At 59.9% G+C, this 24,173-nt stretch carries 29 protein-coding genes; 11 read left to right on the top strand and 18 right to left on the bottom strand.

What is annotated here, in order from left to right; translation table 11 throughout:
- Window positions 1-10: 10 nt before the first annotated feature.
- Window positions 11-919, bottom strand: coding sequence for a LysR family transcriptional regulator (locus AACW87_RS16195; protein WP_241325541.1), 909 nt, complete (start codon window positions 917-919; stop codon window positions 11-13).
- 87 nt (window positions 920-1,006) lie between these two features.
- On the opposite strand from AACW87_RS16195, the gene AACW87_RS16190 reads away from it, so the two are divergent.
- On the top strand, window positions 1,007-2,251 hold the full coding sequence (locus AACW87_RS16190) for an MFS transporter (protein WP_241325540.1): 1,245 nt from the start codon (window positions 1,007-1,009) through the stop codon (window positions 2,249-2,251).
- A gap of 340 nt (window positions 2,252-2,591) precedes the next feature.
- Here AACW87_RS16190 and AACW87_RS16185 read toward each other — a convergent pair whose 3' ends face one another.
- The 10 genes from AACW87_RS16185 to AACW87_RS16140 all read right to left on the bottom strand — a co-directional run bounded on the left by AACW87_RS16185 (window position 2,592) and on the right by AACW87_RS16140 (window position 10,095).
- Window positions 2,592-2,966 carry a hypothetical protein gene (locus AACW87_RS16185; protein ID WP_241325539.1) on the bottom strand — a complete coding sequence of 125 codons (375 nt, stop codon included), beginning with the start codon at window positions 2,964-2,966 and terminating at the stop codon, window positions 2,592-2,594.
- A 182-nt stretch (window positions 2,967-3,148) separates the two neighbouring features.
- Window positions 3,149-3,400, bottom strand: a complete 252-nt coding sequence (locus tag AACW87_RS16180) for a hypothetical protein (protein ID WP_277604567.1) — start codon at window positions 3,398-3,400, stop codon at window positions 3,149-3,151.
- Between the two features lie 193 nt (window positions 3,401-3,593).
- On the bottom strand, window positions 3,594-4,499 hold the full coding sequence (gene atcC, locus AACW87_RS16175; RefSeq protein ID WP_241325538.1) for a cold adaptation protein AtcC: 906 nt from the start codon (window positions 4,497-4,499) through the stop codon (window positions 3,594-3,596).
- 11 nt (window positions 4,500-4,510) lie between these two features.
- Entirely contained in the window at window positions 4,511-5,272 is a 762-nt protein-coding gene (gene atcB / locus AACW87_RS16170; protein WP_098982089.1) for a cold adaptation protein AtcB, read from the bottom strand.
- Between the two features lie 13 nt (window positions 5,273-5,285).
- Window positions 5,286-5,816, bottom strand: coding sequence for a cold adaptation protein AtcA (gene atcA / locus AACW87_RS16165; RefSeq protein WP_241325537.1), 531 nt, complete (start codon window positions 5,814-5,816; stop codon window positions 5,286-5,288).
- 6 nt (window positions 5,817-5,822) lie between these two features.
- A complete protein-coding gene (gene atcJ / locus AACW87_RS16160; protein ID WP_096119877.1) occupies window positions 5,823-6,107 on the bottom strand; it encodes a cold adaptation protein ActJcold adaptation protein ActJ in 285 nt (94 codons plus the stop codon).
- A gap of 249 nt (window positions 6,108-6,356) precedes the next feature.
- Complete coding sequence (locus tag AACW87_RS16155) at window positions 6,357-6,881, bottom strand: protein disulfide oxidoreductase (protein WP_241325536.1); 525 nt, start codon at window positions 6,879-6,881, stop codon at window positions 6,357-6,359.
- A 3-nt stretch (window positions 6,882-6,884) separates the two neighbouring features.
- Complete coding sequence (locus AACW87_RS16150) at window positions 6,885-7,628, bottom strand: DsbA family protein (RefSeq protein WP_241325535.1); 744 nt, start codon at window positions 7,626-7,628, stop codon at window positions 6,885-6,887.
- Window positions 7,625-9,667, bottom strand: a complete 2,043-nt coding sequence (locus tag AACW87_RS16145; protein ID WP_241325534.1) for a protein-disulfide reductase DsbD family protein — start codon at window positions 9,665-9,667, stop codon at window positions 7,625-7,627. The genes AACW87_RS16150 and AACW87_RS16145 overlap by 4 nt, the downstream gene beginning before the upstream one ends.
- Window positions 9,668-9,717: 50 nt before the next feature.
- Complete coding sequence (locus AACW87_RS16140; protein WP_043554553.1) at window positions 9,718-10,095, bottom strand: hypothetical protein; 378 nt, start codon at window positions 10,093-10,095, stop codon at window positions 9,718-9,720.
- 175 nt (window positions 10,096-10,270) lie between these two features.
- Here AACW87_RS16140 and AACW87_RS16135 point away from each other — a divergent pair, with 175 nt between their 5' ends.
- The 4 genes from AACW87_RS16135 (at window position 10,271) to pspG (ending at window position 12,346) form a co-directional block, all read left to right on the top strand.
- Complete coding sequence (locus AACW87_RS16135; RefSeq protein ID WP_043554460.1) at window positions 10,271-10,999, top strand: 1-acylglycerol-3-phosphate O-acyltransferase; 729 nt, start codon at window positions 10,271-10,273, stop codon at window positions 10,997-10,999.
- A gap of 210 nt (window positions 11,000-11,209) precedes the next feature.
- Window positions 11,210-11,872, top strand: a complete 663-nt coding sequence (pspA, locus tag AACW87_RS16130) for a phage shock protein PspA (protein ID WP_043554461.1) — start codon at window positions 11,210-11,212, stop codon at window positions 11,870-11,872.
- A 2-nt stretch (window positions 11,873-11,874) separates the two neighbouring features.
- Window positions 11,875-12,081 (top strand): PspC domain-containing protein, encoded by a 207-nt coding sequence (locus AACW87_RS16125; RefSeq protein ID WP_043140401.1) that lies wholly within the window; start codon window positions 11,875-11,877, stop codon window positions 12,079-12,081.
- A 46-nt stretch (window positions 12,082-12,127) separates the two neighbouring features.
- Window positions 12,128-12,346: an envelope stress response protein PspG gene (pspG, locus tag AACW87_RS16120; RefSeq protein ID WP_043140399.1), complete on the top strand. Its 219-nt coding sequence runs from the start codon at window positions 12,128-12,130 to the stop codon at window positions 12,344-12,346.
- On the opposite strand, the gene AACW87_RS16115 is transcribed toward pspG, so the two are convergent.
- On the bottom strand, window positions 12,343-12,753 hold the full coding sequence (locus AACW87_RS16115) for a GIY-YIG nuclease family protein (RefSeq protein WP_277606807.1): 411 nt from the start codon (window positions 12,751-12,753) through the stop codon (window positions 12,343-12,345). The two genes, pspG and AACW87_RS16115, sit on opposite strands and share 4 nt — an antisense overlap.
- A gap of 44 nt (window positions 12,754-12,797) precedes the next feature.
- On the opposite strand from AACW87_RS16115, the gene AACW87_RS16110 reads away from it, so the two are divergent.
- Window positions 12,798-13,529 carry a substrate-binding periplasmic protein gene (locus AACW87_RS16110; protein WP_241325532.1) on the top strand — a complete coding sequence of 244 codons (732 nt, stop codon included), beginning with the start codon at window positions 12,798-12,800 and terminating at the stop codon, window positions 13,527-13,529.
- On the opposite strand, the gene rarD is transcribed toward AACW87_RS16110, so the two are convergent.
- Window positions 13,511-14,413 (bottom strand): EamA family transporter RarD, encoded by a 903-nt coding sequence (gene rarD, locus AACW87_RS16105; protein WP_241325531.1) that lies wholly within the window; start codon window positions 14,411-14,413, stop codon window positions 13,511-13,513. The two genes, AACW87_RS16110 and rarD, sit on opposite strands and share 19 nt — an antisense overlap.
- Window positions 14,414-14,515: 102 nt before the next feature.
- Between rarD and AACW87_RS16100 the strand changes: the two genes are divergently transcribed.
- Window positions 14,516-15,103, top strand: coding sequence for a uracil-DNA glycosylase family protein (locus AACW87_RS16100; RefSeq protein WP_241325530.1), 588 nt, complete (start codon window positions 14,516-14,518; stop codon window positions 15,101-15,103).
- 14 nt (window positions 15,104-15,117) lie between these two features.
- Here the strand turns inward: AACW87_RS16100 and AACW87_RS16095 are convergent, their stop codons facing one another.
- The gene (locus AACW87_RS16095) at window positions 15,118-15,975 is read right to left on the bottom strand and encodes a DMT family transporter (RefSeq protein WP_043140389.1); all 858 of its coding nucleotides are present in this window, start codon (window positions 15,973-15,975) and stop codon (window positions 15,118-15,120) included.
- Window positions 15,976-16,066: 91 nt separating this feature from the next.
- Here AACW87_RS16095 and AACW87_RS16090 point away from each other — a divergent pair, with 91 nt between their 5' ends.
- On the top strand, window positions 16,067-16,957 hold the full coding sequence (locus AACW87_RS16090; protein ID WP_043140387.1) for a LysR substrate-binding domain-containing protein: 891 nt from the start codon (window positions 16,067-16,069) through the stop codon (window positions 16,955-16,957).
- Window positions 16,958-16,969: 12 nt separating this feature from the next.
- Here the strand turns inward: AACW87_RS16090 and znuB are convergent, their stop codons facing one another.
- Together znuB and znuC are read right to left on the bottom strand one after the other, a co-directional pair.
- On the bottom strand, window positions 16,970-17,749 hold the full coding sequence (gene znuB / locus AACW87_RS16085; RefSeq protein ID WP_042868261.1) for a zinc ABC transporter permease subunit ZnuB: 780 nt from the start codon (window positions 17,747-17,749) through the stop codon (window positions 16,970-16,972).
- A gap of 20 nt (window positions 17,750-17,769) precedes the next feature.
- The gene (gene znuC / locus AACW87_RS16080) at window positions 17,770-18,534 is read right to left on the bottom strand and encodes a zinc ABC transporter ATP-binding protein ZnuC (RefSeq protein ID WP_042868263.1); all 765 of its coding nucleotides are present in this window, start codon (window positions 18,532-18,534) and stop codon (window positions 17,770-17,772) included.
- Between the two features lie 94 nt (window positions 18,535-18,628).
- Between znuC and znuA the strand changes: the two genes are divergently transcribed.
- Both znuA and AACW87_RS16070 read left to right on the top strand, forming a co-directional pair.
- The gene (gene znuA / locus AACW87_RS16075) at window positions 18,629-19,534 is read left to right on the top strand and encodes a zinc ABC transporter substrate-binding protein ZnuA (protein WP_241325529.1); all 906 of its coding nucleotides are present in this window, start codon (window positions 18,629-18,631) and stop codon (window positions 19,532-19,534) included.
- Between the two features lie 76 nt (window positions 19,535-19,610).
- A complete protein-coding gene (locus AACW87_RS16070) occupies window positions 19,611-20,285 on the top strand; it encodes a transglutaminase-like cysteine peptidase (RefSeq protein ID WP_043140381.1) in 675 nt (224 codons plus the stop codon).
- On the opposite strand, the gene AACW87_RS16065 is transcribed toward AACW87_RS16070, so the two are convergent.
- Entirely contained in the window at window positions 20,280-21,221 is a 942-nt protein-coding gene (locus AACW87_RS16065; RefSeq protein ID WP_241325528.1) for a TAXI family TRAP transporter solute-binding subunit, read from the bottom strand. The genes AACW87_RS16070 and AACW87_RS16065 overlap by 6 nt on opposite strands.
- On the bottom strand, window positions 21,218-22,516 hold the full coding sequence (locus AACW87_RS16060) for a LapD/MoxY N-terminal periplasmic domain-containing protein (RefSeq protein ID WP_241325527.1): 1,299 nt from the start codon (window positions 22,514-22,516) through the stop codon (window positions 21,218-21,220). Before AACW87_RS16060 ends, AACW87_RS16065 begins: the two co-directional genes overlap by 4 nt.
- 260 nt (window positions 22,517-22,776) lie before the next feature.
- Between AACW87_RS16060 and mepM the strand changes: the two genes are divergently transcribed.
- Window positions 22,777-24,114 carry a murein DD-endopeptidase MepM gene (gene mepM / locus AACW87_RS16055; RefSeq protein ID WP_043140372.1) on the top strand — a complete coding sequence of 446 codons (1,338 nt, stop codon included), beginning with the start codon at window positions 22,777-22,779 and terminating at the stop codon, window positions 24,112-24,114.
- Window positions 24,115-24,173 lie beyond the last annotated feature (59 nt).

The raw sequence follows: 24,173 nt of genomic DNA, 5'->3' as shown, positions 1-24,173 counted from the left end.
CCGGTTCTAGCTACTGATAATTCATAATGTTTTCCCGTATAAAATCAATAAATACGCGCGTTTTAGCCGGTAGATATTGGCGGTTTGCATAAACAGCAAACAACTGCAATGGGGCGGCAGGTAACTCAAGTTCAATTTCGACCAAGCTGCCATCATCAATAAACGCTTGGCAAGATACCTTGGCTAGAATGGCAAACCCGACACCGGCGATCGCGGCTTTTAGCGCCAGTTCACCACTATTGACCCGGTAGTGTTCATTGACCTGGATGGTGGAAAACGCACTGTTTGTACGAGTGAACTGCCAAGGCATGCCTTTCAGGGCGCTAACCGTAGTAATGCAGGGGAGGTCTTGTAGCTGTGTCGTGTGGCTGGGAAGCCCGCACCGCTGAATAAGAGAAGGGGAGCCAACAACAGTGCAGGGAATGGTTGTCAGATGGCTGGCAATATAATCGCTATCGTCCAGCTTGCCTCTGTGAATGATGATTGCCATGTCCAGATCCTCTCTTAAGGATTCAAGTCCGGACAGATTGGTAATACAGCTGATCTTTATTTCTGGATGTTGACAGGCAAAGTCAGCAATGGCCGTACCGAGCAGCCTGGGGCCGGCTTCATTGGGAATGCATAGGCGCAGTGGCCCTTTCAGCTGAATCTGTTGTGATGTCAATTCAGCCTCGGTTTGCTCCAGTGACTCCAGCAATGGTTTCACCCTGGTATAGAGCAGTTGCCCCGCCTGTGTGAGCTTCATATGGCGGGTAGTGCGTTCAATCAGTTGAAGGTTCAAGGCTTCTTCCAATTGAGAGATACTGCGGCTCACATTTGACGTGGGGATTTGAAGGGTTTTAGATGCACCGACAAAACTGCCTTGTTCAACCACGGCAATAAATATCCTTGATGAAGTAAAGTCCAAGCCTGTGCGCATCGATTATCCCTAATATGATAACAGTCTGTGCCATTCTAAAGGATAAAAATAGATGATGGTAGTGGGTATGCTGTCTGCCTCTAAAAATTGAGCGTAAACACTATGATGTCAGATCAAAACAAGGTAGGTAAGAAACCTCATTTTAATAGCGCTGTGATGGATGTGGGTAGCGTCTGGCTGGCGGCCTTTATCCAATTGGTGAGTACACTGGACTTCATGATGATCATGCCGCTTGGGCCTGATTTATCTCGTGCGCTCGATATCAGTCCAACCTATATAGGATATTTGGGGGGAGGATATGCACTGGCCGCCGCATTATCATCTTTATTATGTGCCAGATACATAGACCGATTTGATAGAAAACACATTGCATTGATCTCATTGCTGGGCGTCACGCTATCCACCTGGGCGTGCGCTTTAGCATGGAATATGGAAAGTTTGTTCTTTACCCGTTTGCTGGCAGGCATATTTGCCGGTCCGGCAACGTCGATAGCGATGACGATAGTCGTGGATGCCACGCCAGTACCACAACGTGGTCGAGCGATGGCGATAGTGATGGGGGCCTTCTCGTTATCAGCCATTGCCGGTGTCCCGTTGGGACTGGAGCTGGCCATGTTGAAAGGGTGGAGTGCACCTTTTTATGTCCTTGGTGGATTGGGATTGTGCGTCAGTGTGGCGGTATCTATGAGGCTGCCGAATATGACCTCCCACTTGGGGCGAGACCGGAAGGTTTTTTCATCCATTGAAATGTTGAAACGACCTGTAGTGTGGAATGCTTTTATGGCAATCGGGTTGGCAATTTTTAGTACCTTCCTCATTGTCCCGAACATGGCAACCTATTTTCAGTTCAATCTCGGTGTGCCTCGCGGCGATATGAGTCAGTACTATGTCATGGGTGGCGTTTTCAGCTTGCTCACGATGCAGTTGGGTGGCTATTTGATTGACCGTTTTGGCGCAATGCGCATCACTATGTGGGTGGGGGGATTGATTATCGCCATTGTCTGGGATGGTTTCTTGGGTTCCCCCTTGTTGCCGACCATGACCATCTTTACCTTGTTCATGGTAGTAACGTCGACGCGGACGATCACTGCTGCTGCTGTTAATAGTCAGGTCGCCGAGCCCGGGGAACGAGCAGGGTTCATGTCATTGCAGAATGTTTTCCAACATATATTCAGCGGTTCAGCCGCCGTAGTCTCTTCGATGCTGTTGACGGATGTCGATGGTCACCTGGGCAATATGGCTACCGTGGCTTGGTTGACCATAGCGCTGACGCTTGTTCAACCCATTTTTCTATATCAGCTGCTTAAACGTTTATGTGTGGTGAGCGATTAGCGTCATGTTTTATTAATGACGAGGTGGCAGGGTCGCAGGTTTGATTGGCGAGGCGTGAGCAGATGATCGCGAAAACCGGCTACTGCAATGTTATTGGTGGTGCTTTTTTGCCCTCCCTCATCCCCAACCCTTCTCCCCTTGTTTATGACAAAGAGTGGGAGAAGGGGGCGCTGCTCGCAGCTATATCGGGTGGCGGTGGCATTAGGGGGGCTTGGTGATGAGTGAAGGCCGGAAGGGACCGGGCTGGCAGATATGTCCCCTCTCCCCTTGGGAGAGGGCCAGGGTGAGGGGAGCTGGTTTGTCGGATGCACTCAACAAGCTGCATCACACTGCTGACCCCTCAGTTATTGAAATTCCACTTGATGGGCAACTCAAGGTCGAAGACAAGCGCATCTCCTTCGAGGCTAAAGGGCAGGCTGGTCTGGTGTTGCTCATATTCGTTGACGATCAGGCAGCACTCGAAGAAGTTGGATTCGTAGCTGAAGTGGGCCAGGCCCTGGGCGCCGTCTTGATCGAGCTCGATGCGCAGCACCTGCGGCGGGTGCTCCTGACTGAGGTTGACTGCGGGATTGCCCTCATCGACCAGTCGCTCCAGCAGGGGGAAGAAGTCCTGCTTGTGGGTCTCGATGGCCTGGGTGATGGCTTGCTCGAGCTCGCTCTGGCTGGCGAAGGGGCCACCGAGGGGGTAGCGGGTCTGGATCCTTTCCTGAGTCATGGCGTTTCCTCCTGAACTGAGATGTGGCAACAGTTTGGCCGCTGCAGAGACCTGTAACCCGGAATCTGCGACCAGCGTGTTTTATCGCAAATTGTCGATGGCGCATCACGTAATAGGGGAGTCCTTGTCCTGATAGATGAAGCAATCCGTAAAATCGAAACCATGCCGATGTTTATAAAATATCAGGCGGGGATCCGGCCATTTTTCACCAGCGCCCGGCGGATGTTCTTGCACATCTTGCCAAAACGGTAGAGCTCGTCGAAGGTGGGCGGGATGCCGCGGTTGATCTGATATTGCCAGTAGCTGAGATCCGTATCCACCAGCTCCATCAGCTTCTTGGGGCAGCCGATACAGGTGTTGTCCGGCCCGCATTTGAAGGTATCCGGTTGATAGAGCGGGAATTCCTGCTTCACGGCATCGATGATCTGCTGCATCGCTGTGATGCGGTCGGGTTTTCTGCTCACGCCTGGCCCCTGCTGCCTGTAGGAAGGATGCATTATATCCCTGCCAAAAACGGGGCCAATTAGGCTAACGAGGTAGGCCGGCCAGGATGTCCGCCGGCCAGATACCACAACGCCCGGCGGGCCGGGCGTTGTGGTGCGACTGAGCGGGCGGCGAACACGCGCCCTAGAAGTCGTGGTAGAGCGGCCAGCCGAGCAGGGGGTGCTTGAGACCGGCGCGCATCTCGACGTTGTCGAGCTTCTCCGGCGAGGCGTTCTCTTGTTGCAGCAGCTGGTACTGGCGCACAAAGCCCAGGGTATGCAGCAGGTTGGCGACAAACCCCTTGCTGAGCTCCTGACGCAGACCGGCGATCAGCTCGCTTGGCAGCTCCGCCAGCAGCAGTTCCAGCTGGGCGGCCAGATAGTCGGTGTCGTACCAGGCTTCCTGCAGCACGATTTCTCGTGCCAGACGGCGTTTGAGATCCTGCTTCACCTTCAAGGGGGCCGCGCCGCTGCCCTGACCGCAGAGGATGCGATAGAGCAGGGCCTCGGCCAGCTTGTCTTCCATGGTGGGGTGGTCGTTCTCGCAGGCGAAGAAGTGCTGATCGATCAGGCTCATCAGGCGGGCCTTGTTGTGCTCCACCAGTGCCTTCTCGTACTCCTGCCAGCCTTGCCACTCCTCCACGTCCGGCGGGCTGGAGATCTTGTCCAAGAGCCGCGCATCCACGTCGCCATAGAGGCTGTTGCCACCGGGCTGCTTGGCGCTGACCGAGATCAGCATGGACCAGCCCTTCTGGAACGGCTTGATGGGCCCCTCCGGCGCCTGCAGCAGGGCCAGCGCCTTGGCGGTATCTCGTTGCGACAGCTCCAGCAGCCCCAGGCTGACCACGCCGATGACGTCGTGGGCGGCCTGTTCCAGCAGGTGCATCTTGTACTTGTTGTAGTACTTGTCGGCGAACTTCAGGCTCATCAGCACCGCCTTGCCCTTGATCTGGCCAAGCTGCTGATCGCTCAAGTGTTCGCTCTCGAGGCCAAAGCGCAGCACCTGGGTGAGAAAGGGGCCCTGATTGACATCGCGTATGGCTAGTTGCATGACGGGGCTCCTCAATCCAGGAAGCTGAACATGTCGTCGACTTCGGCGTACTCGTCGGAGGCGTCGTTCTTCTCTTTGGCCTGCATCACCAGCTCGCTGGCGAACTTGCTGATGATCCCCTCCCAGCTGGAGTGCTCATTGCGCAGCAGTGCCTTGATGGCTTTCTCCACCTCGGGGGTCAGCTCGCGGATCAGCATCAAGAGGCTGCGCGGGTCATCCAGCGGGTAGTCGTGGGCATTTTCGCTCTGCTGGCGGTCGCTGTAGGAGAGTGCCTCTTCCAGATCTTCCTCTTCGGCGTGCAGCGTGTCGTGGAAGCCCTCGTCATCCTCGAAGCGTTCACCGCGATAGAACTCGATGAAGGGGATGGCGAGGTAGAAGAGACCGGCCGGATCCTCGGCGATGCACTCCAGGATCTCCGCCTGCTTGGCGTCGCTGTCCTGGGTGCGGATCAGGTAGTTGAGGAAGTCGAAGGTGTGCTGCTGCAGCTCTTCGGCGTTGTTCTTGATCGCCTCTTCCCAGTAGAGGGGCTGCTGGCAGACGATGTCGCGGATCCGCTCCGGGGTCATCAGCTCGGAGATGATGGACGGGAACGACATGTCGTGCTGGCCGTTGATCTGGGTCAGGGTGACGATATCAATCTGTTCAATGACTTCGGCCAACTGGTCGTCGGACATTGTCTTGGCGATCAGCTCGAACTTTTCGCTGGCCTGTTTCGGCTCGATCACGGCCAGCTCTTTGATCTCGATGGCGGTAATTTCTATCAGACTGTGCATGCTTTGCCTCAAGTTAGAAACGTACTTCGTCGTACATGTCTTGATCGCCGTCGTCGTCACCATCACCGTTGTAGTCGGCGTCAGCGTTTTCCCCGTCTTCATCGTCGTCGTCACGCAGCTCGTAGTCGTCATCGGCATGGCGGCCACTGCGCGGCAGCGGGTTGTCGAGCTGGAACAGCACGGCGCAGGCTTCGATCAGCTGATCTTCGCTCTGGGCCCGCACCGCTTTCACCAGCGGCAGGTCGGCATTGTTGAACGCCACCGACACTTTGAACTCGTCCCATGAGGGTTGTACGCCACTGCCGAGCCACTTGATCCACTCAGGCTTGGCCTTGGCCGGGAACTGCACCCGGCCATAGAGGGCCAGCGGCAGGTACTCGGGCATGAATTCCAGCATGCTCATGTCGGCCAGCAGCAGTGTCTTCATCTTGCCGGTGAACTGCTCAAGTGCCTTGGGCTGGTCCTGATCCCGGTAGGATTCGATGTTCTCGCTGGCATCACTCATCAGCGCTTTGATCCGCGCCTGGTCCCATTTTTTCTGCATAGCGCCTCAGGGGTAGAATTGGTCCCACATCTCCTGCATGGCAGAAGCGGGATCGGTCACGATGACGTTGTTGAAATCCTTGATGAAAGCGGCCCGCTGTTTCGGGTCTGACAGCACTTCATAGGCCTGCTTTACCTGGTGCAGCTTGATGGCTGCCAGCTCTCGCTCTTCTTCGCTCGCCCCTAACAGCTTATCGGGGTGGTACTGGTTAGACAGCCGGCGATAGGCTTTTTTGATGTCATTTTCGTTGGCGTTGGACTTGACGCCCAGCACCCGAAAGTAGTTGTTCATGGCAGATCCTGCATCACTGGCATCTTGGAATTCACACTGCGGGCGCCTGATGGTGGAGCTTGAGAAACCAGGCACGGCAAAAACCCGTCATTTTAACGGAAACAGGCCAGCTCCGCCATGAATAGGAGGCGATATGGCAAGCAAGTTACCAATAGCGATAAAGCTTCAATCGCTGCCATTTTGGCAACAAGAGGGCGGGGCATGTGTGATGGCGGTTGAAAAAACGCCCGGCAGGCCGGGCGTTTTCGGTTATTGGAGGCGGGCCCAGGCCAGGCGCAGTTTCAGCCCCAGACCCGAACTCCAGCCTGTGGTGGTACTCACCACCTTGCCGTCCTTGACGATGAGGAAGCTGGGGGTAACGCTCACCTGCCAGCGGGCGGCGAGATCCCCCCGCTCATCGTTATGGGTCGGGAAGGTCAGCCCCTTCTTGCCCATTCCCTTGCTCAACTGCTGGGCGTTGCCGGAGCGCAGTGCCACCGTCAGCACGTTTTCACCGTCCTGCCAGAGCTGCTCCACCGTCGGTGTGGTGAAGCGGCAGACGGCACACCAGCTGGCCCAGTAGTAGACCAGCAGCGGCCTGTCCCGGCTCATGGCCTGCAGGTCGGCGGTGGTGCCATCTTGCAGGGTGAGCCTGGGCAGCGGGCCATCTTCTGGCAGCGCCGGGCTGCGCCAGAGGTCCAGCGCCGTCGAGATGACCACGCCAAACAGCAGCAGCCAGAGCGCCTCCTTGCCCCAGCGCCGCCAGCGGGGCTGGGTGGTGATAGTCTCTGTCATGGTTTATCCCTGCTTGGCCAGTTCGGCTTTGACGATTTGCTCCAGCTCCTCATAGGGGACGGCGCCGGAGACCAGCTGGTTGCCGATCAAGGTGGCCGGTGTGCCCTGCACGCCGAGCAAGGTACCGATGCGCAGGCTGTTGCGCAGCTCCTCGGTGGCCTTGGCCGCAGGCTTGAGGGCCAGGTTGTCGGTGGCCGCCAGCGCCTTGTTGATGTCCGCCTCGGTCAGCATGCCCTGCTTGCTCATCAGCTTGTCGTGCAGGGTGAGGAAGCGGGCGGGATCCTGCTGCCACAGGGTCAGGCTGTACTGGGCCGCCTTGGCGGAGCTCTGTCCCTTGAACGGCAGCAGCTTGATCACCAGCCCGACATCATTTGGATATGCCTTCAGCAACCTGGCCAGATGAGGGTCGAACTGCTTGCAGTAGGGGCAGTTGTAGTCGGTGAAGGACACCAGGGTCAGCTTGGGGTTCTTGGCACCCAGACGCGGGCTGGTGGGGCTGTTGAACAGCACATCCTGATTGCCCTTGATGAAGTTGCCAAGCTGGCTGGCCTGATCCGCCGCGTTCTGCTTCTCCCAGGATTCGGCCGCCTCGTCGAGGATCTTGGGGTTGGCCACCAGGGTTTCGCGGATCAGCTCCTTGATGCGGGCCTCCTGCTCCGGGGTGAAGGGAGCGGCGTGCAGGGTCGGGGCCAGCAGGGCGGCAGAGAGGGAAGCCAGCAGGGTCAGGGTGCGCAGGGTCGGTTTCATTTAGTGTCTCCTTGAGAAGTGGCAATGCCTGCTTGCGCCAGGGTGGCAAGCAGGGTCGGGCGGTCCAGCAGGGGCGAGAGGATCTCGCCACCCTGCAGGCCGGGCCCGTAGATCTGGTTGAAGGGAATGGCCACGCTACCGCGCTGGCGCAAGAAGTCGGCGATGCTGGCAGAGGGACGGCTCCAGTCCCCGCGCAGGGCCACCACATCGGGGGCGCTCAGCGCTTTTTGTACGTCATCTCGCAGCAGTACATTGAATTTGTTGGCTTTACAGGTAATGCACCAGTCGGCGGTGACATCGACAAAGACCCGCTTGTTCTGCGCCAGCGCGTCCTGGATGGCTTGCTCCGAGAGCGGCTGCCAGTTGACGCTGTCCCGCTGGGGCTTGCCCTCCATGGTGAAGGCGCCGCCCAGCAGCAGGGCCCCGCCCAGTAGACAGGTGAGAGCCAGCCCCAGAGTCACGCCCCGCATGCCGTGGCGCCACACCACGGCCAGCAGCAGGGCGGCCAGCATCAGCGCCATCAGGATCAGCATCCAGAATTGGCCGACATGGTTGCCGAGCAGACTGAGCAGCCAGAGGCTGGAGCCCAGCATCATCAGGCCGAGCAGAATGCGCAACCGCCCCATCCAGCGGCCCGGTTTCGGCAGCCAGAGCGCAAGGCGGGGGAAGGCGGCGATCAGCAGCCAGGGCAGGCTCATGCCGAGGCCAAGCGCGGTGAAGATGAGCCAGAGCTGACCGAGCGGGGCCCCGAGCGCAAAGGCGACCGCGGTGCCGAGGAAGGGGGCCGAGCAGGGGGTGGCCAACAGGGTGGCAAAACACCCCTGCAGGAAGTGACCGCCCAGGCTGTTGCCGCCCGTGGTGGCGAGGCGGGTATTGAGGTTGCTCGGCAGCCTTAGCTCGAACAGCCCCAGCAGGTTGGCGCAGAACAGCGCCGTCACCACCACCATGAAGCCGATAAACCAGACGCTCTGGAACTGGATGCCCCAGCCGACCGCCCCCTGGGTTGCACGCAGCAGCGTGCTCATCAGTGCCAGCGCCCAGAAGGAGACCAGGATGCCGGCGCTGGCCGCCAGGAATTGCAAACGAACCGGGCGGCGCTCACGGGTTTCCAGCTGCAGTACCGACCCCAGCTTGAGGGCCAGCACCGGCAGTACGCAGGGCATCAGGTTGAGGATAAGGCCACCCAGCAGGGCGGCGCCCAGCAGCCAGAACAGCGAGTGACCCTGACTCGGCAGGGTCAGCGGCTCACCTATCTGGAACTCGCTCTGCCAGGCCTGTTCACCGTTGGCCAGTACAAACCCGAGTTGCTGGCGACGTATGTCGGGCGCATCGCCCTGCCAGCCATCGCTGACCGGAATGCGGGCGATCAGGGTGTTGCCTTGCACCTCCAGCTCGGGTTTGCCAAATTCGGCGCCCTCCAGCCGCTGGAGGAAAATCTGCGGATCCTGCCAGCCTTGCGGGTTGTCGGCGGTCAGCTGCAGCTGGTTTTGCTGATAACCCGCTTTGAGAATGACGGTATCCGGCAGGGTTTGTGGCAGCTTGCTCATCGCCTGGGCGTAGGCAAAGTCGAACCCTTGCGGCGCAGTGCCATCCAGCGCCAGGGTAAAGGGGTAGTCGGTCAGTATGCAGACGTTGCTGCAGGTCGAAAGGCGCAGCGTGCCCGTCAGCGCCTCGCGGCGGCTGTGGGCAAGCGTGATGGGGAGGCTGACGGTCTTCTGATAGCCTTGGGTCGAGATGCCACTGACGTCAAATCGCTCCGGCACGGGCCAATGCCACTGCTGGGTGGTTTGAGGGGTATCCCAGAAGATTTCAGGAGCTATGCCGCCTTCCCCCGGGTTTTGCCAATAGGTCTTCCAGCCGGACTCGAGCGCCAGGCTGAGCAGCACGCGAGTTTGGACGGGATCGCTGGCGTCGGCTTGCAGCCGCACTTTTGCGTGATCGTTCTGGGGGCTGACAAGCCAGCCGGTATCGCTGGCCAACCCCATGGATTGCCACAGCAGGCCGCCCATCAACAGGGCAGTCTTGATCATGTTTGACATGTTTTTGTCTCTTGAAAATGGAAGTTAGGGTGGTGTAAACCGCGGCTAACTCATTCTCGCCAGACACATAAAGTGAGGTGAAGCCGCCGTTCAGGCGGAGATATGTTGCGAGGGGGAGGCAAGGCGGGTGAGCGGCGCGACAGCGGGGCCAGCAGGGCAATCACGAAGGCGATGGCAAAGAAGATCTGTTCGACGCAGAGCAGACTGGCGGCACTGAGCCATTTGCCATTGAGCTGGCAACTGCTCGGCTGAGGCGTCGCTGGCTGTGCATCGTCGGCATCGGCGCTGGAAGAGGGGAGGAGCTGTACCTGGCAACTGAGGGCCTGATCGAGCTGAGCCAGCCGGGCCAGCGGCTGGGCCGCGCAGTTGAGCACCAGAATGCAGACCAGCAGCAGGAGTCTTGTCGCCACGCGTTGTCGCAAAATCATGCTCGCCCTACCCTGTTGAATGGTGCATATCCTATCGATCAATAATGACAGGAGCAAGTCAGCAGGATTCGATGCGACCATATGCAACATCGGGGTGGTCGGTTCTGTTTGGCGAACGCTTGTTCGCTAAAAGGGGGACCAGTATACTGCGCCGAGTTAAAATCCGAGGTGTTCGATGCTCAAACTTGCCCGTGTGCTGCTGCTTACCCTGCTGCTCGTTTTCTGGTTCGTGTTTGGTCTGTTGCTCTGTCTGGTGCGTCCGCGTCATCCCAACAACGTCTTTGTCTTCGCCCGCATGTACCATGCGATCTGCCCGCTGCTCGGCCTCAAGGTCAAGGTCATCATACCGGACGAGGTCAAGTCGGTTGGCCCGGCGGTATACGTCTGCAACCACCAGAGCAATTTCGACATCTTCACAGTGACAGGTGCCGTCATGCCCGGCGTGGTGGCGGTGGGCAAGAAGAGCCTGCTGTGGCTGCCCTTCTTCGGCCTCCTCTTCTGGCTCTCAGGCAACGTGCTGATCGACCGCTCCAACCGCTCCCGTGCCATCGGCACCATAGGCCAGGTGGTGGATCGCATCAAGCATCACGGCACCTCCATCTGGATGTTCCCGGAAGGGACCCGCTCCAAGGGGCGAGGCCTGCTGCCGTTCAAGGCCGGCGCCTTCCACACCGCCGTGCAGGCCGAGGTGCCCGTGGTGCCCATCGTCTGCTCCAGCTACTTCGGCCAGATCGATCTGAACCGCTGGGACAATGGCGAGGTGTTGCTGGAAGTCATGGCACCTGTCTGCAGCAAGGAACACGGCGCCGCCGGCATTCGCGAGCTGTCTGACAACTGCCGTGCCCGGATGGAAGCCAAGCTGGTCGAGCTGGACAGCAAGCTGGGTCGCCATCAAGCCGCCTGAGTCTGAACGAAAGATGACATAGAGGGAGCCGCTGGCTCCCTTTTTTGTTGGTTAAAATCACCACCTTGTTGGCAATTTTAACCAACAAATCCGGCTTGTATCTTGCGAATGAATCCCCATCTATTTGTAAAGCAACAATAAATTATCTTGGCATGGCTCTTGTAATGCTATGGGAAGAGATAGCCATCCCCATGAACAAGGAACCAGACCATGAGCGTATTTAGCCGCCTGACCGACGTGATCAATGCCAACCTGCACAGCCTGCTCGACAAGAGCGAAGAGCCGGAGAAGATGCTGCGCCTGATGATCGAGGAGATGGAGCAGGTCCAGGTCGAGATGAGAACCCAGGCCGCCCGCGTCATCGCCGAGCAGAAGCAGCTGGAACGCCACCAGCAGGCGCTGCAACACCAGATCCTGGAGTGGTCGGCCAAGGCCGAGCTCGCCATCCAGAAGGGGCGTGAGGATCTGGCCCGTGCCGCCCTCACCGAGAAGCTGGCCGAGGCCAAAAAATGTGACCAGCTGGAGCAGGACAAGGCCCGGGTGGCCGAGGTGCTGGCCCAGCTCACCGCCGACAGCGAGCGGCTGGCCGCCAAGCTGACCGAAGCCCGCGAGAAGCAGAAGATGCTGACCCTGCGCGAGCAGACAGCCCACAGCCGCATCCGTGCCCGCGCCCAGGTCGACAACCAGCGCATGCACGAGCTGATGGCCCGTTTCGACGGCTTTCAGGGGCGGGTCGATCAGCTGGAAGCCCAGCTGGAGGCGGCGACGCTGGGGCAGAATCCCTCGCTGGAGGCCCAGTTCCGCGAGCTGGAGCTGAACGACGAGATTGAGCGCGAACTGGCCCGGCTGAAGGGTCAGAAGGTGGAGGCATAAAGATGACGCCCTGGCCGAAGGACCTTGCCCATCGCAAGTTGACCGGGGTCTGCGCCGGCATCGCCAACGGGCTGGGGCTCTCCAGGGTGACGGTACGGATAGTGGCGCTGATCGCCCTGATCCTGATGCCGCCACTGACCCTGGCCGCCTATCTGCTGGCGGTGCTGATCATGCCGCCCCGTCGTGAATTGAAGCGCTGGCTGGACTGACCCCAGGGTCCTTCAGCCGGCAAGAGAAGCCTGTAAGGAGCAGAACATGCTGGAATTTATCGTCTTGATGCTGGTGTTGGTGGCCATGGCGCTGGCGGGGTTTACCGTGCTGGCCATGCTGCTGGTGAGCGGCCTCTTCGTGCTGTTTGGGGCTCTGGCCGGCATGTTCGCTCTGATCATCAAGCTGGCGCCCTGGTTGCTGGTGCTGCTGGTGGTGTGCTGGCTCATCAGCAACCGGCGCAAGCAATCCAATACCTACCGTTAAGCCTCCCTGCTATCGGATCCTGCCTTGGCCACTGCTCGCAGTGGCCTTTTTTGTGACCTCTTCATCGCCTGCTCGACAGCCGCCAGCCAGGGCTGGCTCCAGTCGGCCCAGCCATCCGGCTCCCGCACCAGGCGCTCCTTGAAGGCCTTGCTCTGCTGCTTGAGGCGGTATTCGAGTCGCAGCGCCGCCCCCTTGTCGCCCACCATCTGCTGCCAGACCAGCGTGAGCGGTCCCTTGCCGCGCAGGGCGCGGGATCCCTTGCCGCTCTGGTGCTGGTGCAACCGTCTGACCGGATCCGTGCTGATCCCCGTATAGAGCAGGCCGGTCGCGGTGCGTACCAGATAGAGGGACCACTGGCTGGTTGGGGGTGAGCTGGTCGGTTCTGTGTCCATCGCTGCTTTTCTCATTCGATCTGTCTGTGCCAAACTCAAAAGCAGTCCAAGGAGGTGCGATGCGAGTCTGGTTCTGGTTGTGGTGCCTGTTGTCGGTCCCGGCTCTGGGGGAGACGATCCGTGTTTATGATTACCATCAGCATCCCCCTTTCATGACAGGGGAGAAGACGGGGCTGAGCCGGGATCTGGTCAAGTATCTCAATGAAAGGCTCGGCGGAGAACCCAGGCTTGAGCTCTGGCTGGTCAATCGGGCCAGATTGGCGCTGGAGATGTCGGATCCCGGCTTTGACGGCCTGGTGGCCTGGGTCAATCCCGCCTGGGTGGGGGATCCCCAGCGCGAGCGCTATTTGTGGACCTTTCCCATTATGCGTGACACCAACGAGCTCATCTCCAGCGTGGCCAGACCCATCACCTATCGCAGCCCGGATTCACTCAAGGGGCTGATCTTCGGTGGCATAGAGGGCTATCGCTATCAGGGGATAGATGATGCTGTGGCCCGGGGCGAGCTGGTGCGCCACGATGCCAAGAAGGTCAAAACCAATTTCAGCCTGCTGATGCGGGGCCGCATCGATGTGACGCTGGTGCCGGGCTCGGCACTCTCCTTCTTCATTCATGATGCCTATGAGGGCAAGCTGTTCGTCTCGCCCTTTCCCCAGTCCAGCTATACCCGCCACCTCTTGCTGCCGAGATCCCGCAGCGAGCTGCATGCCCGGCTGAACGACATCGCCGAGCAGATGGACCAGGATCCCGCGTGGCACGCCATCCTGGAATCCTATCGTGGCAGACCCTGAGTAGGGTTGCCGGCCCCGCGCCTGAGTTTGTGCAGCGGCAGCAGGCTCACCAGCAGACCCGCCCAGACGAAGGCAAATCCCACCGACTTTACCGGATCCGCCGTCTCGCCAAACCAGAAGAGGGCGAGCAGGAAGGCGAGGCTGGGTTCTATATATTGCAGGAACCCCACTGTGCTCATGCGGGTGCGCGCCACGGCGTAGCAGAACAGGCCCACCGGCAGCAGGGTTGCGGGGGCGCTGCCCATCAGCAGCAACCGATCGGCCCAGTCACCGGCCATGAACTGGCTCATGCCGCTCAGGGCCAGAGAGCCGATGATCAGCAAAGCGACCGGCAGCTGGACCAGGGCCTCGAGATAGAGGCTGACGCCGGCGTCGTAGTGCACCTTCTTCTTGAGCAGGCCGTAGAAGGCGAAGTTGGCCCCCATGATGAGGGAGAACCAGGGCAGCTGGCCGTAGGAGAACAGCATGTAGGCCAGCCCCGCCAGCGCCAGGGCGACCGCCAGATGCTTTTGCGGGGTGAGCCGCTCCTTGAGGAAGAGCACGGCGAACACGATATTGAAGAGCGGCGTCATGAAGAAGGCGAGGCTGGTGGCCAGCACCTGACCCGTGGTCAGACACCAGGTGAACATGCACCAGCTGATGGACATGATGGGGCCCGCCAGCAGTATGAGGCCGAGTTGACGGGGTTCACTGCGCAGGCGCGCCCAGGGCACCCGGTAGCCGAGCAGGGCGAAGAGGGTGCCCAGCAGTACCGCCGACCAGAGGACACGATGGGAGAGCAGCTCCCACATGTTGACCTCCGGCATGAACTGGTAATAGAGAGGCAGCATGCCCCACAGCACGAATGAGAGGGCCGCGCTGCCGGTACCCATCCAGTTCTTCATCTCTCTCCGTTTATTAAATTAAACATTTGTGGTCGCATGATAAGTACCCGCTGACGCTTTCACAAGCAGGATGGAGGGGGAAATTCTGTTACTATCGGGTCCATGAACCGACTCGATACGCTGTTTGAACAGATCCGGGCCTGCCGGTTATGTGAGGCTCATTTGCCGCTGGGGCCACGCCCGGTGATCCGTGGCGCCGAAAGTACCCGCTTGCTGATCATCGGCCAGGCACCCGGTACCCGCGTGCATGCCAGCGGCATCCCCTGGGATGACCCCTCCGGCGATCGGCTGCGTCACTGGCTCGGCGTGGATAAAACGACCTTCTACGACGAGTCCCGCATCGCCATCATGCCGATGGGGCTCTGCTACCCCGGCAAGGGCAAGTCGGGGGATCTGCCACCCAGACCCGAGTGTGCGCCTACCTGGCACGACAAGGTGTTGATGCTGCTGCCCAATATCGAGCTGACCCTGCTCATCGGCCAGTATTCTCAACAGTACTATCTGGGCAAGGCCAGCAAAGGCTCGCTCACCGAGACGGTGCGCAGCTGGGCCGACTATGGTCCCGCCTGGCTGCCGTTGCCGCACCCGTCCCCGCGCAACACCTTCTGGCTCAAGAAGAATCCCTGGTTCGAGCAGGATGTGCTCCCCCATCTGCAGCAAAGGGTCGCCCCCTTGCTGGTGCGACCCTAATACTGGCCTCTGCGTCAGACCGCAGGTTCCGTCAGCGGTTTGGGTTTGCTGCGGGCCATGGCAAGCAGCGGGATTATGATGCACAGGCAGCCCAGCAGCAGCGGCAGACCCGGTTGCTCGTCGAACAACCAGACCCCGATGGCGACCGCCATCAGGAGACCCGTGTATTCCGCCGAGGCGATCTTGCTCGCCTCCGCCTTGCGATAGGCCACCACGCACAGCCCGGCATAGACCATGATCAGCGCCGATGAGCCGAAGGCGGGCCACCACATCTGCCACTGCCAGTCTCCCCCTTCCCACCATGCCAGCGCCAGTATGAAGGGCATGCTCAGCACGTTGGTGAAGAACAGGGTCTGTGCTATGGGCTGCTTGAGCGGGATCCGCTTGATCAGCAAGTTGTTGAGCGCCATGGAGAGCGCCACCCCGAGCGCCGCCAGCGCGGCCCAGTTCACCTCGGTCGGCCGCAGCACGATCAGTACCCCGATAAAACCGATGAGCGCGGTCAGCACCTTCTGGCGGGAGATGGCTTCCCCCGCCATCCACACCGCCAGCGGCACCATCATCAGCGGGGCCGCATAGAAGAGAGCGTTGGCGGTGGCGAGCGGCAAGCGGGTGAGGGCAATGACCATCAGGCAGACGCCGACCGCCCAGATGTGGGCCCGCAGCAGATGCCACTTGAGCGCCACCGGCGGATTGCGACGCCAGGACCAGAGCAGCCAGGGCATCAGCAAGAGGGCGGCGGAGAGCTGGCGAAAGAAGACAAACTGGAACACGGGCTGGCTCGGTTCCAGCACCTTGACCAGCGCATCGGAAAAGACCGCCACCATGTTGCCCAGCACCAGATAGAGGATTCCGATCCCGACTGCATTCATATCACCTCCCATATCAGATGAGGGCAGGGTAGCGCGGGGTCAGTTATCCAGTAAAATGATAAAAAATCACCATCTATGAGAATTTTGGATAATGAAGCTGCCTCCCCTGCGCGCCGTTCAATATTTCGAAGCGGTCGCCCGCCTGCTCAGCTTTTCCCGTGCAGCCCTCGAGCTGAACGTCAGCCAGAGTGCGGTCAGCCACCAGATCCGCCTGCTGGAAGATTTTCTGGGTGAGCGCTTGCTGCTGCGCCAGGGGCGGCTGTTGTCATTGACCGCCCAGGGGGAGGTCTACTTCGAAGGCATAGCGGCCGGGCTCGGCCAGATAGCCCAGAGCAGCGAACAGCTGCGCGGCGGTGGCGAGATGCGGCTGCGGCTCGCGGTCTACAGCTCGTTCGCGGTGAAGTGGCTGATCCCGCGTCTGGCGGGGCTGCGTCAGCTCTATCCCGAGCTGGATTTGAGCCTGGAGATGGTGGCGGAAGATCCCGAGCTCTCCGATCGGGTGGCTGACTGTTTCATCACAGTCTCGCCTCACGGCCGCGGTTATTGCCACGATCTCATCTACCGGGAGCGGCTGTTCCCGGTCTGCAGTAGGCGCCTGCTGCAACAGCTGGAGGGGGAGTGGCCGCAGGCCATCTGGCAACTGCCGCTCTTGTCGGTGCAGTCCATCTACAAGGCGCGGGGGGAGGATTGGCAGCGCTGGGCCAAGGCGGGCGGCCTGGTCATCCCGGACGAGGCGCGGATGCACCACTTCAGCCATGTGCTGCTGGCGATGGAGGCGGCGGCCTGGGATCAGGGGGTGGCGTTTGTGAACGACTACATGCTGCGGCCGGATGATCCCCAGCTGGTGGCCTTGCCGGTACACCAGCTGGAGACGGGGGATGCCTTCTACTTTACCTGCAAGCGCTCCCGGGCCCATGAGCCCGCCATCAGCCGATTGCGCCAATGGCTGATGATGGAGACGCGTCAGAGCATGGCACTATAACTGCTTGGGCTATCAGGCTTTTTTGAACTGGCTCAGGATAAACAGGCTGGTGGCACAGACCACCACGGAAGGGCCAGCCGGCGTGTCTTGATACCACGAGAGTGTCAGCCCGCCCAACACCGCCAGACAGCCGATCAGCGCGGCAAAGCCGGCCATCTGCTCCGGCGTCTGGCTGAAGCGGCGGGCAGTGGCGGCCGGAATGATCAGCAAGGAGGTGATGATCAGCGCCCCGACAAACTTCATGGCCACGGCGATCACCAGCCCGATCAACAGCATCAGCACACAGCGCAGCACATCGACCCGGATCCCTTCCACCCGTGCCAGCTCTTCCGAGATGGTCATGGAGAGCAGGGGATCCCACAGGCGCCACAGGGTGAGCAGCACCAGAGCGCCGCCGCCGTAGATCCAGAGCAGATCCACCGGTTGTACCGAGAGCAGGTCACCGAACAGGTAGGCCATCAGATCCACCCGCACGTTATCCATGAAACTCAAGGTGACCAGGCCGAGCGACAGGGCGCTGTGGGCCAGGATGCCGAGCAGGGTATCGGTCGCCACCTGCTGGTTGCGGCTCATGATCACCAGCAGCATGGCCATGGCGAGGCAGCAGACCACCACCGCCAGGGTGAGATCCACCTGCAGCAGTATCCCCAGCGCTATGCCGAACAGGCAGGCATGGGAGAGGGTGTCGCCAAAATAGGCCATCTTGCGCCACACCACGAAGCTGCCGAGGGGCCCGGCCAGCAGGGCTATGCCGAGGCCGGCCGCGAGGGCATATAACAGAAAGCTGTCCACTTGAATGTCCTTAGCTGCGCTTATTGATTGCGAGACGGCAGGCGGATGACGGGGGCCTGCTCATCGTGATGATGGTGTTCGCCGTCGCAGTGATGATGGTGGGTATAGACCGCCAGCACCTCCTGCTCGGGGCGCCCGAACAGGCGGGCAAATTCGGGGTGGCGTGCCACGCTTTCCGGCTCGCCGTGACAGCAGACGTGACGATTGAGGCAGATCACCTCGTGGGTGCTGGCCATCACCAGGTGCAGATCGTGGGAGACCATCAGCACGGCGCAGTTGAACTCGGCCGCCAGCTTGCTGATGAGGGCATAGAGCTCGATCTGGCCGTTGATGTCCACCCCCTGCACCGGCTCGTCGAGCACCAGCAGCTCGGGCTTGACCAGCAGGGCGCGGGCCAGCAGCACTCGCTGCATCTCGCCGCCGGAGAGCTTCTGCATCCGGTTGTCCAGCAGCCCCTGGGCGCCGACCCGGTTGAGCGCCTCCTCGATGGAGAGACGGCCATTCTTGCCGAGCTGCAGGAAACGGCGCACCGTCAGCGGCAGGGTGGGATCCAGATAGAGGCGTTGCGGCACATAGCCGACCCGCAGATCGCGACGGCGCAGGATCTCGCCGGTATCCGGGGTGAGCAGGCCCAGCACCAGCTTGCTCAGGGTGCTCTTGCCCGCCCCGTTGGGGCCGACCAGGGTAGTGATTTTGCCTTTATTCAGGGTAAAGGAGACCTTGTCGAGCACGAGTCGTCCGTCGAACGAAAGACAGACCTCTTTCAGCTCCACCAGTTGGGTCATGACAGCTCCGGGGTTTACAGCCTGTGAGAGTTATAATATAACAACAGTGTTGGTTTGTTATATTATCACACACTCACTTCCTGACGAGATCTCTATGCGAATTCTTACACTGATCACTGCCCTGCTGGCAGTGAGCCTGCCTGTCCGTGCCCTCGAGGTGCTGACCACCATCAAGCCCCTCGGCTTTATCGCGGCCGCGATCACCGATGGCGTGAGTGAACCCAAGGTATTGCTGCCGACCGGCGCCTCTCCCCACGATTTCTCCCTGCGCCCCTCCGATATTCGCAGTATCCAGGATGCCGACCTAGTGGTATGGGTCGGTCCCGAGCTGGAAGGCTTCATGGCCAAGCCGCTGGCCAAGCATCCCCATGTGCTGACGCTTACCCGGGTTGAGGGGATGCCGCTGTTCGACTATGCCAAGCAGGAAGGGCACGAAGAGCATACCGATGAGGGTCATGATCACGATGGACACGAGGGCCATCATCACGAAGGGGTGGATCCGCACATCTGGCTGGGGCCGACCCAGGCTCTGGTCATCGCCAATGCGCTGAGCGAGACGCTGAGTGCCCAGGATCCCGCCAATGCCGAACGTTATCGCGCCAACCTGCTGACCTTCAAGGCCAAGGTGGATGCCAAGGACAAGCTCATCGCCGAACAGATGAAGGCGGTGAACCAGAAGGGCTACTTCGTGTTCCACGAGGCTTATGGCTACTGGGAACGTCACTACGGCATGAGCTCCAAGGGGCACTTTACCGTGAGCCCGGAACGCCGTCCCGGCGCCAAGACGCTGGTGGAGATCCGCAAGGCGCTGCAGGAGAAACAGGCGAGCTGCATCTATGCCGAGCCGCAATTCTCCCCTGCCGTGATTGAGTCGGTGGCCCGCAACACGGGCGCCAAGGTATTGCTGCTGGACGAGGTGGGTGAACAGGTGCCGCTCGGACCGGATGGCTATCCCCAGTTCATGCAACAGCTGGCCGACGCCTTCGCCCAGTGCCGCTGAGCCACCCCTGGCTCATCCCATGGGGTTGCCTGCGCCAACTATACTGACCTCCAGCATCTGACATGGAGGGTTAAGTATGAAATGGCTGCTCATTCCCACCTGCACGCTGGCACTGCTCTGTGCCAGCGTGCAGGCCTCCCGCCTCTCCGAATACATCGCCAGTCCCGAGTTGAGGGCCAAGTTGCAGGAGGTCTATGGCGGCAGGGCGATCCAGCGGGCCGAGGCGTTTTCCCGCCTGCTTACGCCCCGGGCGGGCACCACGGATCAGCAGAAGATCACGCTGGTGAACACCTACTTCAACAACCTGACCTACAGCGATGATCCCAGACTGTGGGGGGATGAGGACTATTGGGCCAATCCGCTGGAGTTTATCGGTGCCCGGGGCGGGGATTGCGAGGATTACAGTATCTCCAAATACTACACCCTGATGGAGCTGGGGGTGGATGAGAAAAAGCTGCGGCTGGCTTACGTCAAGGCGGTGAAATACAACCAGTTTCATATGGTGACGCTTTATTTTCCAACGCCCAAATCCGATCCGCTGGTGCTCGACAACATCAACAGCCGGATCCTGCCCGGCAGCCAGCGAACCGATCTCATTCCCGTTTACAGCTTCGATGCCAAGAGCATCTGGATCATGAAGTCGCGCCGTGAAGGTACCCTGGCGGGCAGTGCCGATCGGTTGGCGCAGTGGACATCGATGAAGACCCGTTTCTCCAGCGAGCAACTGCGCTCCCCCCGTCGCCAGCTATAGTTTTCCCGCCGCTTTCAACTCCGCGAAATATTTTGCCGCGCCCGGATGTTGTTCGATGCTCAGCACCGGGCCTGTTTTGTTGCGCGCCTTGTGAAACAGGTTGGCGTAACCATAGGTCTGCTCGTTGAAGCTGGTCTGCTGGGTCAACATGGCCCGGGTCAGCCGGTAGACGTCCGCCTCCGGCGTGGCGGCATTGGTCACCAGGGTGGCCGCGATGGCAAAGGTGGGGGTCGCCTTCAGGTTGCCGGGATAGATGCGGGCAGGCACCTGGCTGCGCTGGTAGTACTTGACCCCCTTGAGCAGCTGATTCCGAATATCTCCCTCGATGGGCAGAAAGCGGATGGCGCAGCGCTTGGTGGTATCGAGCACGATCCGGTTCGGGTGTCCCATCACCAGACCGTAGGCATCTATCTGTTTGCTGCAGAGCGCCTCCGCCAGATTGCCTGCGCTCTTCAGATCGAGTTCCTGCTCCTTTGCTCCCAACAGGTTGAACAGGGCCAGGGCCGTCTGGCGAGTGCCCGAGCTCTTCAGCCCCATGTCGATGGGCGCCAGCTTGAGCTGCGCCAGCGTGGTGATGTCACCATCCGCCCGCACCACTATGGTGAAAGGCTCGGCGTGGGTGGCGAATAGGGCTCTGAGCTCTGGCTGCGGCTGGCTGGTATAAGGCCCCAGGCCTCGGCTGGCCTGATAGAGCCAGTCCGATTGCACCAGGGCATAGGGTATCTGCCCTGCCTGCAACTGGCGCAGATTCTCGATGGAACCTGAGGTGGCCTGCAGCTTGCATTGCAGCTCGGGGTCACTCTTGTTGGCCAGCCGGCAGAACTCTTTGGCGACCTGATGATAGATCCCTTGCTCACCGCCGGTGGCGATGATCATGGGACTGGCCAGCAGCGGCAGCGGCCACAGCAGGGCGAGCAACAACCCGAGTCTGTTCATGAGATCTCCTTGCTGGCGTAACCGTCTATGCCCCAGCTGCGCAGGGTGTCGATATCCTGGATCTCGCCGGCTTCTGCCAGCAGGGTGTAGCCCGCACTGTGCAGGCATTGGGCCACCAGATTCCAGTAAAGAGGAGCCTGGGTTGGTTGGCAGCTGATGAAGACGGGATTGATGGGGTCGAGCTGATTGAAGGTGTCGTTGGTCATGGGAATGGCGCTGAACGCCATCTCGACGCCCTGCTCCTGCAAGGTGGCGAGCCGTTCTGCCCCGAGGGGCGGGAAGTTTGCCAGATCCCAGCGCCAGTCGAGGGTCTTGCCTCTGCCCTTGGCCAGCAGCGGGGCGAATTGCGCCCAGTCAGCATGATTGAGCAGGCTGAGGGGCAGTTGCAGTCCCTCCACCGGATGATGCAGCCAGAGGCCGAGCAGGTGCTGGATCTCGTCCGGCGAGCTCTCCTGCGAGGGAGGTAGGGTGGGGATGAGGCGGCTGTAGAGGCGGATGCTGCCCTGGGTGGAGAAGAAATGCTGTTGTTGCAGGCCGTCTCCCCCCTCGGTCAAGCCCAGCAGGGGCTGAGGGGCTGTCGCCGCCTGCTGCTTGCCGAGCTGGGTGATCTTGAGCCGCTGTTGCAGCAGATCCCGCTTGCGCTCCGAGACCAGCTGGTTGACCGAGATGACCAGCTCCTTGAGATCCTGCAGCCAGGGAGAATCCAGATTGCCGCTGAACTGGCGTTTACGGATCCTGACCAGTTGCTGGTTGATGAGTTCGAGGGGGCGCAGCAGGCGGCCGCATACCCAGGAGATCACCAGGGTGAACACCAGCAGGCCAGCGAGCAGGGCCAGGCCGGTGCGGCTGATGGCATTCCACAGGTGCTGGTAGGCATAGCCTTTGTGTCCCTCGAGCGTGAGGGTGCCCAGCATGCGCCAGCCATCGGTCAACTCCTGCTCAATCTTGACCGGCGGCATGTCGATAACGAAAGGGAGCCAGCTCGGCACATTCTGCTGCGCTGTGTGAAAGACCTTCTGGAACAGCAGTTGACCGTCGGGGTCCAGCAGGGTGACTGAGCTGACGAAGCCGCCGTCGAACATGGCGTTGACTATGGTTTCGGCCAGCACCTTGTCATCGTTGAGCAGGGTGCCTTGCAGCACCAGGCCGAGGGCCGTGATGGCCGTTTCCAGGTTGGCCGACATCTGGTCGAGGATGGACTGGCGTACCGTGGTGACCTCCAGCATGAACAACAGGGCGGCACCGATAACGAACAGGATCAGGATGATTCGGTTTAACAGTTTTGCTAACGACATATCCACTCCATGGAAAAGTTATCGCAACATCATGAAACCTTGGGTCAAACACAATCGGACCCGGTTCTTAAAAATAGGAAAAAAATGGTTAAAAAAGACGATCATTTCTGCCCATAGCGGAATGTTATGCATAAAATGTGAGGTTCATGCAGATTGCTATGAACTAATTGTGAGTATTTAGGTCAAACAATCAGTTTTATACGGTTCTATAGCAAACAGACTGACCACTAACACCCTTGGATCTAATGACAGGATAGCGGATGAAACGTCTCCGTCCCTTGGTAGCACAGGCTGCCAATTGGGAACCCCCGGTTCCCCGCAAGCATTTTTACGCCATGTTACTGCTCACGGCCATGACGCTGTCAGCGGTAGCCATATTGCCGGCACCAGGTGACATCCTGGAGCGGCCATTGCGTCTGGAGTTGCCCATTGCCACCAACGGCACGGCAACCAACGAAGACAATACGGATTTTAACGACATCCCGGATCATGAGCTGGTGGAAGCCGCGACCCCGGAAGATGACATCCCGACCGATGCCACTCCCCAGTGGCAGGACTACAGGGTGCGCAACGGTGAAAACCTGACCACCATCTTCAACAACCTGGGGCTCTCGACCACCACCCTCTACAAGGTGCTGGATGCGGATGGCAAAAACAATCTGGCCCGCCTCAAACCCGGTCAGACCATAGAGTTGCTGATCGATCAGGACAACATACTGCAACAGATGAAGATTCGTCTGAACATCAAGCAGACCCTGATCCTGGAGCGCACCGATGACACCTACAGCGCCAGCATGCTCAATGAAGAGGTGCAGTGGCAGCAGAAGAGTTATGACGGCGTCATCAACGGCAGCTTCTATGTCAGTGCCCGCAATGCGGGGATCCCGGCCAACCACATCCAGAAGATTGCCAACCTGTTCCAGTGGCGGTTGAATTTCGCCAAGGATCTGAAAAAGGGCGACAAGTTCAAGGTGCTGGTCCGTCAGGAGACGGTCGAGGGCAAGAGCACGGGAAACACCCAGTTGCTGGGGGTCGAAGTGTTCAATCAGGGGCAGGGCGTCTCGGCCTGGTTGTCGGAAGATGGCAACTATTATGACGGCCAGGGCAACAGTCTGGAGCGCGGCTTCCGCCGCTATCCGACCCACAGCCGTTATCGGGTCAGCTCCAGCTTCAACCCGAATCGTCGCCACCCGATCACAGGTCAGGTTCGCCCTCACGAGGGCACCGACTTTGCCCTGCCGGTGGGCACACCTGTATTGGCTACCGGTGACGGTGTCGTGCTCAAGGCCACCAGTCACCCGCTGGCCGGTACCTATGTGGTGATCAAGCACGGTCGTACCCTGATGACCCGTTATCTGCACCTGAGCAAGTTGCTGGTGAAAACCGGCCAGAAGGTGAAGATGGGCGACAAGATTGCGCTCTCCGGCAACACGGGCCGTTCCACCGGTGCCCACCTGCACTACGAGGTGCGGATCAACAACCGCCCGGTCGATGCCATGAAGGTCAAGCTGCCGATGGCGGAGCCGCTCTCCGGCAAGGCCAAGCGCCAGTTCCTCGCCAAGGTGAAGAGCTATCGCAAGGAGATGGAGGCAGGCTGAGGCCGGTTTCCAGCCGAATAGAAAAAGGCCCCGCCACATTGGCGGGGCCTTTTCGTTGG

Source organism: Aeromonas sp. MR7 (assembly GCF_963899385.1).
GTDB lineage: Bacteria > Pseudomonadota > Gammaproteobacteria > Enterobacterales > Aeromonadaceae > Aeromonas > Aeromonas bestiarum.
The sequence above is the reverse complement of the archived record's forward strand: the minus strand, read 5'-3'. Positions and strand labels throughout refer to the sequence as shown.

Coding starts and splice junctions, on each gene's coding strand:
- AACW87_RS16195 (WP_241325541.1), bottom strand. CDS start 919: ATGCGCACAGGCTTGGACTTTACTTCATCAAGGATATTTATTGCCGTG.
- AACW87_RS16185 (WP_241325539.1), bottom strand. CDS start 2,966: ATGACTCAGGAAAGGATCCAGACCCGCTACCCCCTCGGTGGCCCCTTC.
- AACW87_RS16180 (WP_277604567.1), bottom strand. CDS start 3,400: ATGCAGCAGATCATCGATGCCGTGAAGCAGGAATTCCCGCTCTATCAA.
- atcC (WP_241325538.1), bottom strand. CDS start 4,499: ATGCAACTAGCCATACGCGATGTCAATCAGGGCCCCTTTCTCACCCAG.
- atcB (WP_098982089.1), bottom strand. CDS start 5,272: ATGCACAGTCTGATAGAAATTACCGCCATCGAGATCAAAGAGCTGGCC.
- atcA (WP_241325537.1), bottom strand. CDS start 5,816: ATGCAGAAAAAATGGGACCAGGCGCGGATCAAAGCGCTGATGAGTGAT.
- atcJ (WP_096119877.1), bottom strand. CDS start 6,107: ATGAACAACTACTTTCGGGTGCTGGGCGTCAAGTCCAACGCCAACGAA.
- AACW87_RS16155 (WP_241325536.1), bottom strand. CDS start 6,881: ATGACAGAGACTATCACCACCCAGCCCCGCTGGCGGCGCTGGGGCAAG.
- AACW87_RS16150 (WP_241325535.1), bottom strand. CDS start 7,628: ATGAAACCGACCCTGCGCACCCTGACCCTGCTGGCTTCCCTCTCTGCC.
- AACW87_RS16145 (WP_241325534.1), bottom strand. CDS start 9,667: ATGTCAAACATGATCAAGACTGCCCTGTTGATGGGCGGCCTGCTGTGG.
- AACW87_RS16140 (WP_043554553.1), bottom strand. CDS start 10,095: ATGATTTTGCGACAACGCGTGGCGACAAGACTCCTGCTGCTGGTCTGC.
- AACW87_RS16135 (WP_043554460.1), top strand. CDS start 10,271: ATGCTCAAACTTGCCCGTGTGCTGCTGCTTACCCTGCTGCTCGTTTTC.
- pspA (WP_043554461.1), top strand. CDS start 11,210: ATGAGCGTATTTAGCCGCCTGACCGACGTGATCAATGCCAACCTGCAC.
- AACW87_RS16125 (WP_043140401.1), top strand. CDS start 11,875: ATGACGCCCTGGCCGAAGGACCTTGCCCATCGCAAGTTGACCGGGGTC.
- pspG (WP_043140399.1), top strand. CDS start 12,128: ATGCTGGAATTTATCGTCTTGATGCTGGTGTTGGTGGCCATGGCGCTG.
- AACW87_RS16115 (WP_277606807.1), bottom strand. CDS start 12,753: ATGAGAAAAGCAGCGATGGACACAGAACCGACCAGCTCACCCCCAACC.
- AACW87_RS16110 (WP_241325532.1), top strand. CDS start 12,798: ATGCGAGTCTGGTTCTGGTTGTGGTGCCTGTTGTCGGTCCCGGCTCTG.
- rarD (WP_241325531.1), bottom strand. CDS start 14,413: ATGAAGAACTGGATGGGTACCGGCAGCGCGGCCCTCTCATTCGTGCTG.
- AACW87_RS16100 (WP_241325530.1), top strand. CDS start 14,516: ATGAACCGACTCGATACGCTGTTTGAACAGATCCGGGCCTGCCGGTTA.
- AACW87_RS16095 (WP_043140389.1), bottom strand. CDS start 15,975: ATGAATGCAGTCGGGATCGGAATCCTCTATCTGGTGCTGGGCAACATG.
- AACW87_RS16090 (WP_043140387.1), top strand. CDS start 16,067: ATGAAGCTGCCTCCCCTGCGCGCCGTTCAATATTTCGAAGCGGTCGCC.
- znuC (WP_042868263.1), bottom strand. CDS start 18,534: ATGACCCAACTGGTGGAGCTGAAAGAGGTCTGTCTTTCGTTCGACGGA.
- znuA (WP_241325529.1), top strand. CDS start 18,629: ATGCGAATTCTTACACTGATCACTGCCCTGCTGGCAGTGAGCCTGCCT.
- AACW87_RS16070 (WP_043140381.1), top strand. CDS start 19,611: ATGAAATGGCTGCTCATTCCCACCTGCACGCTGGCACTGCTCTGTGCC.
- AACW87_RS16065 (WP_241325528.1), bottom strand. CDS start 21,221: ATGAACAGACTCGGGTTGTTGCTCGCCCTGCTGTGGCCGCTGCCGCTG.
- AACW87_RS16060 (WP_241325527.1), bottom strand. CDS start 22,516: ATGTCGTTAGCAAAACTGTTAAACCGAATCATCCTGATCCTGTTCGTT.
- mepM (WP_043140372.1), top strand. CDS start 22,777: ATGAAACGTCTCCGTCCCTTGGTAGCACAGGCTGCCAATTGGGAACCC.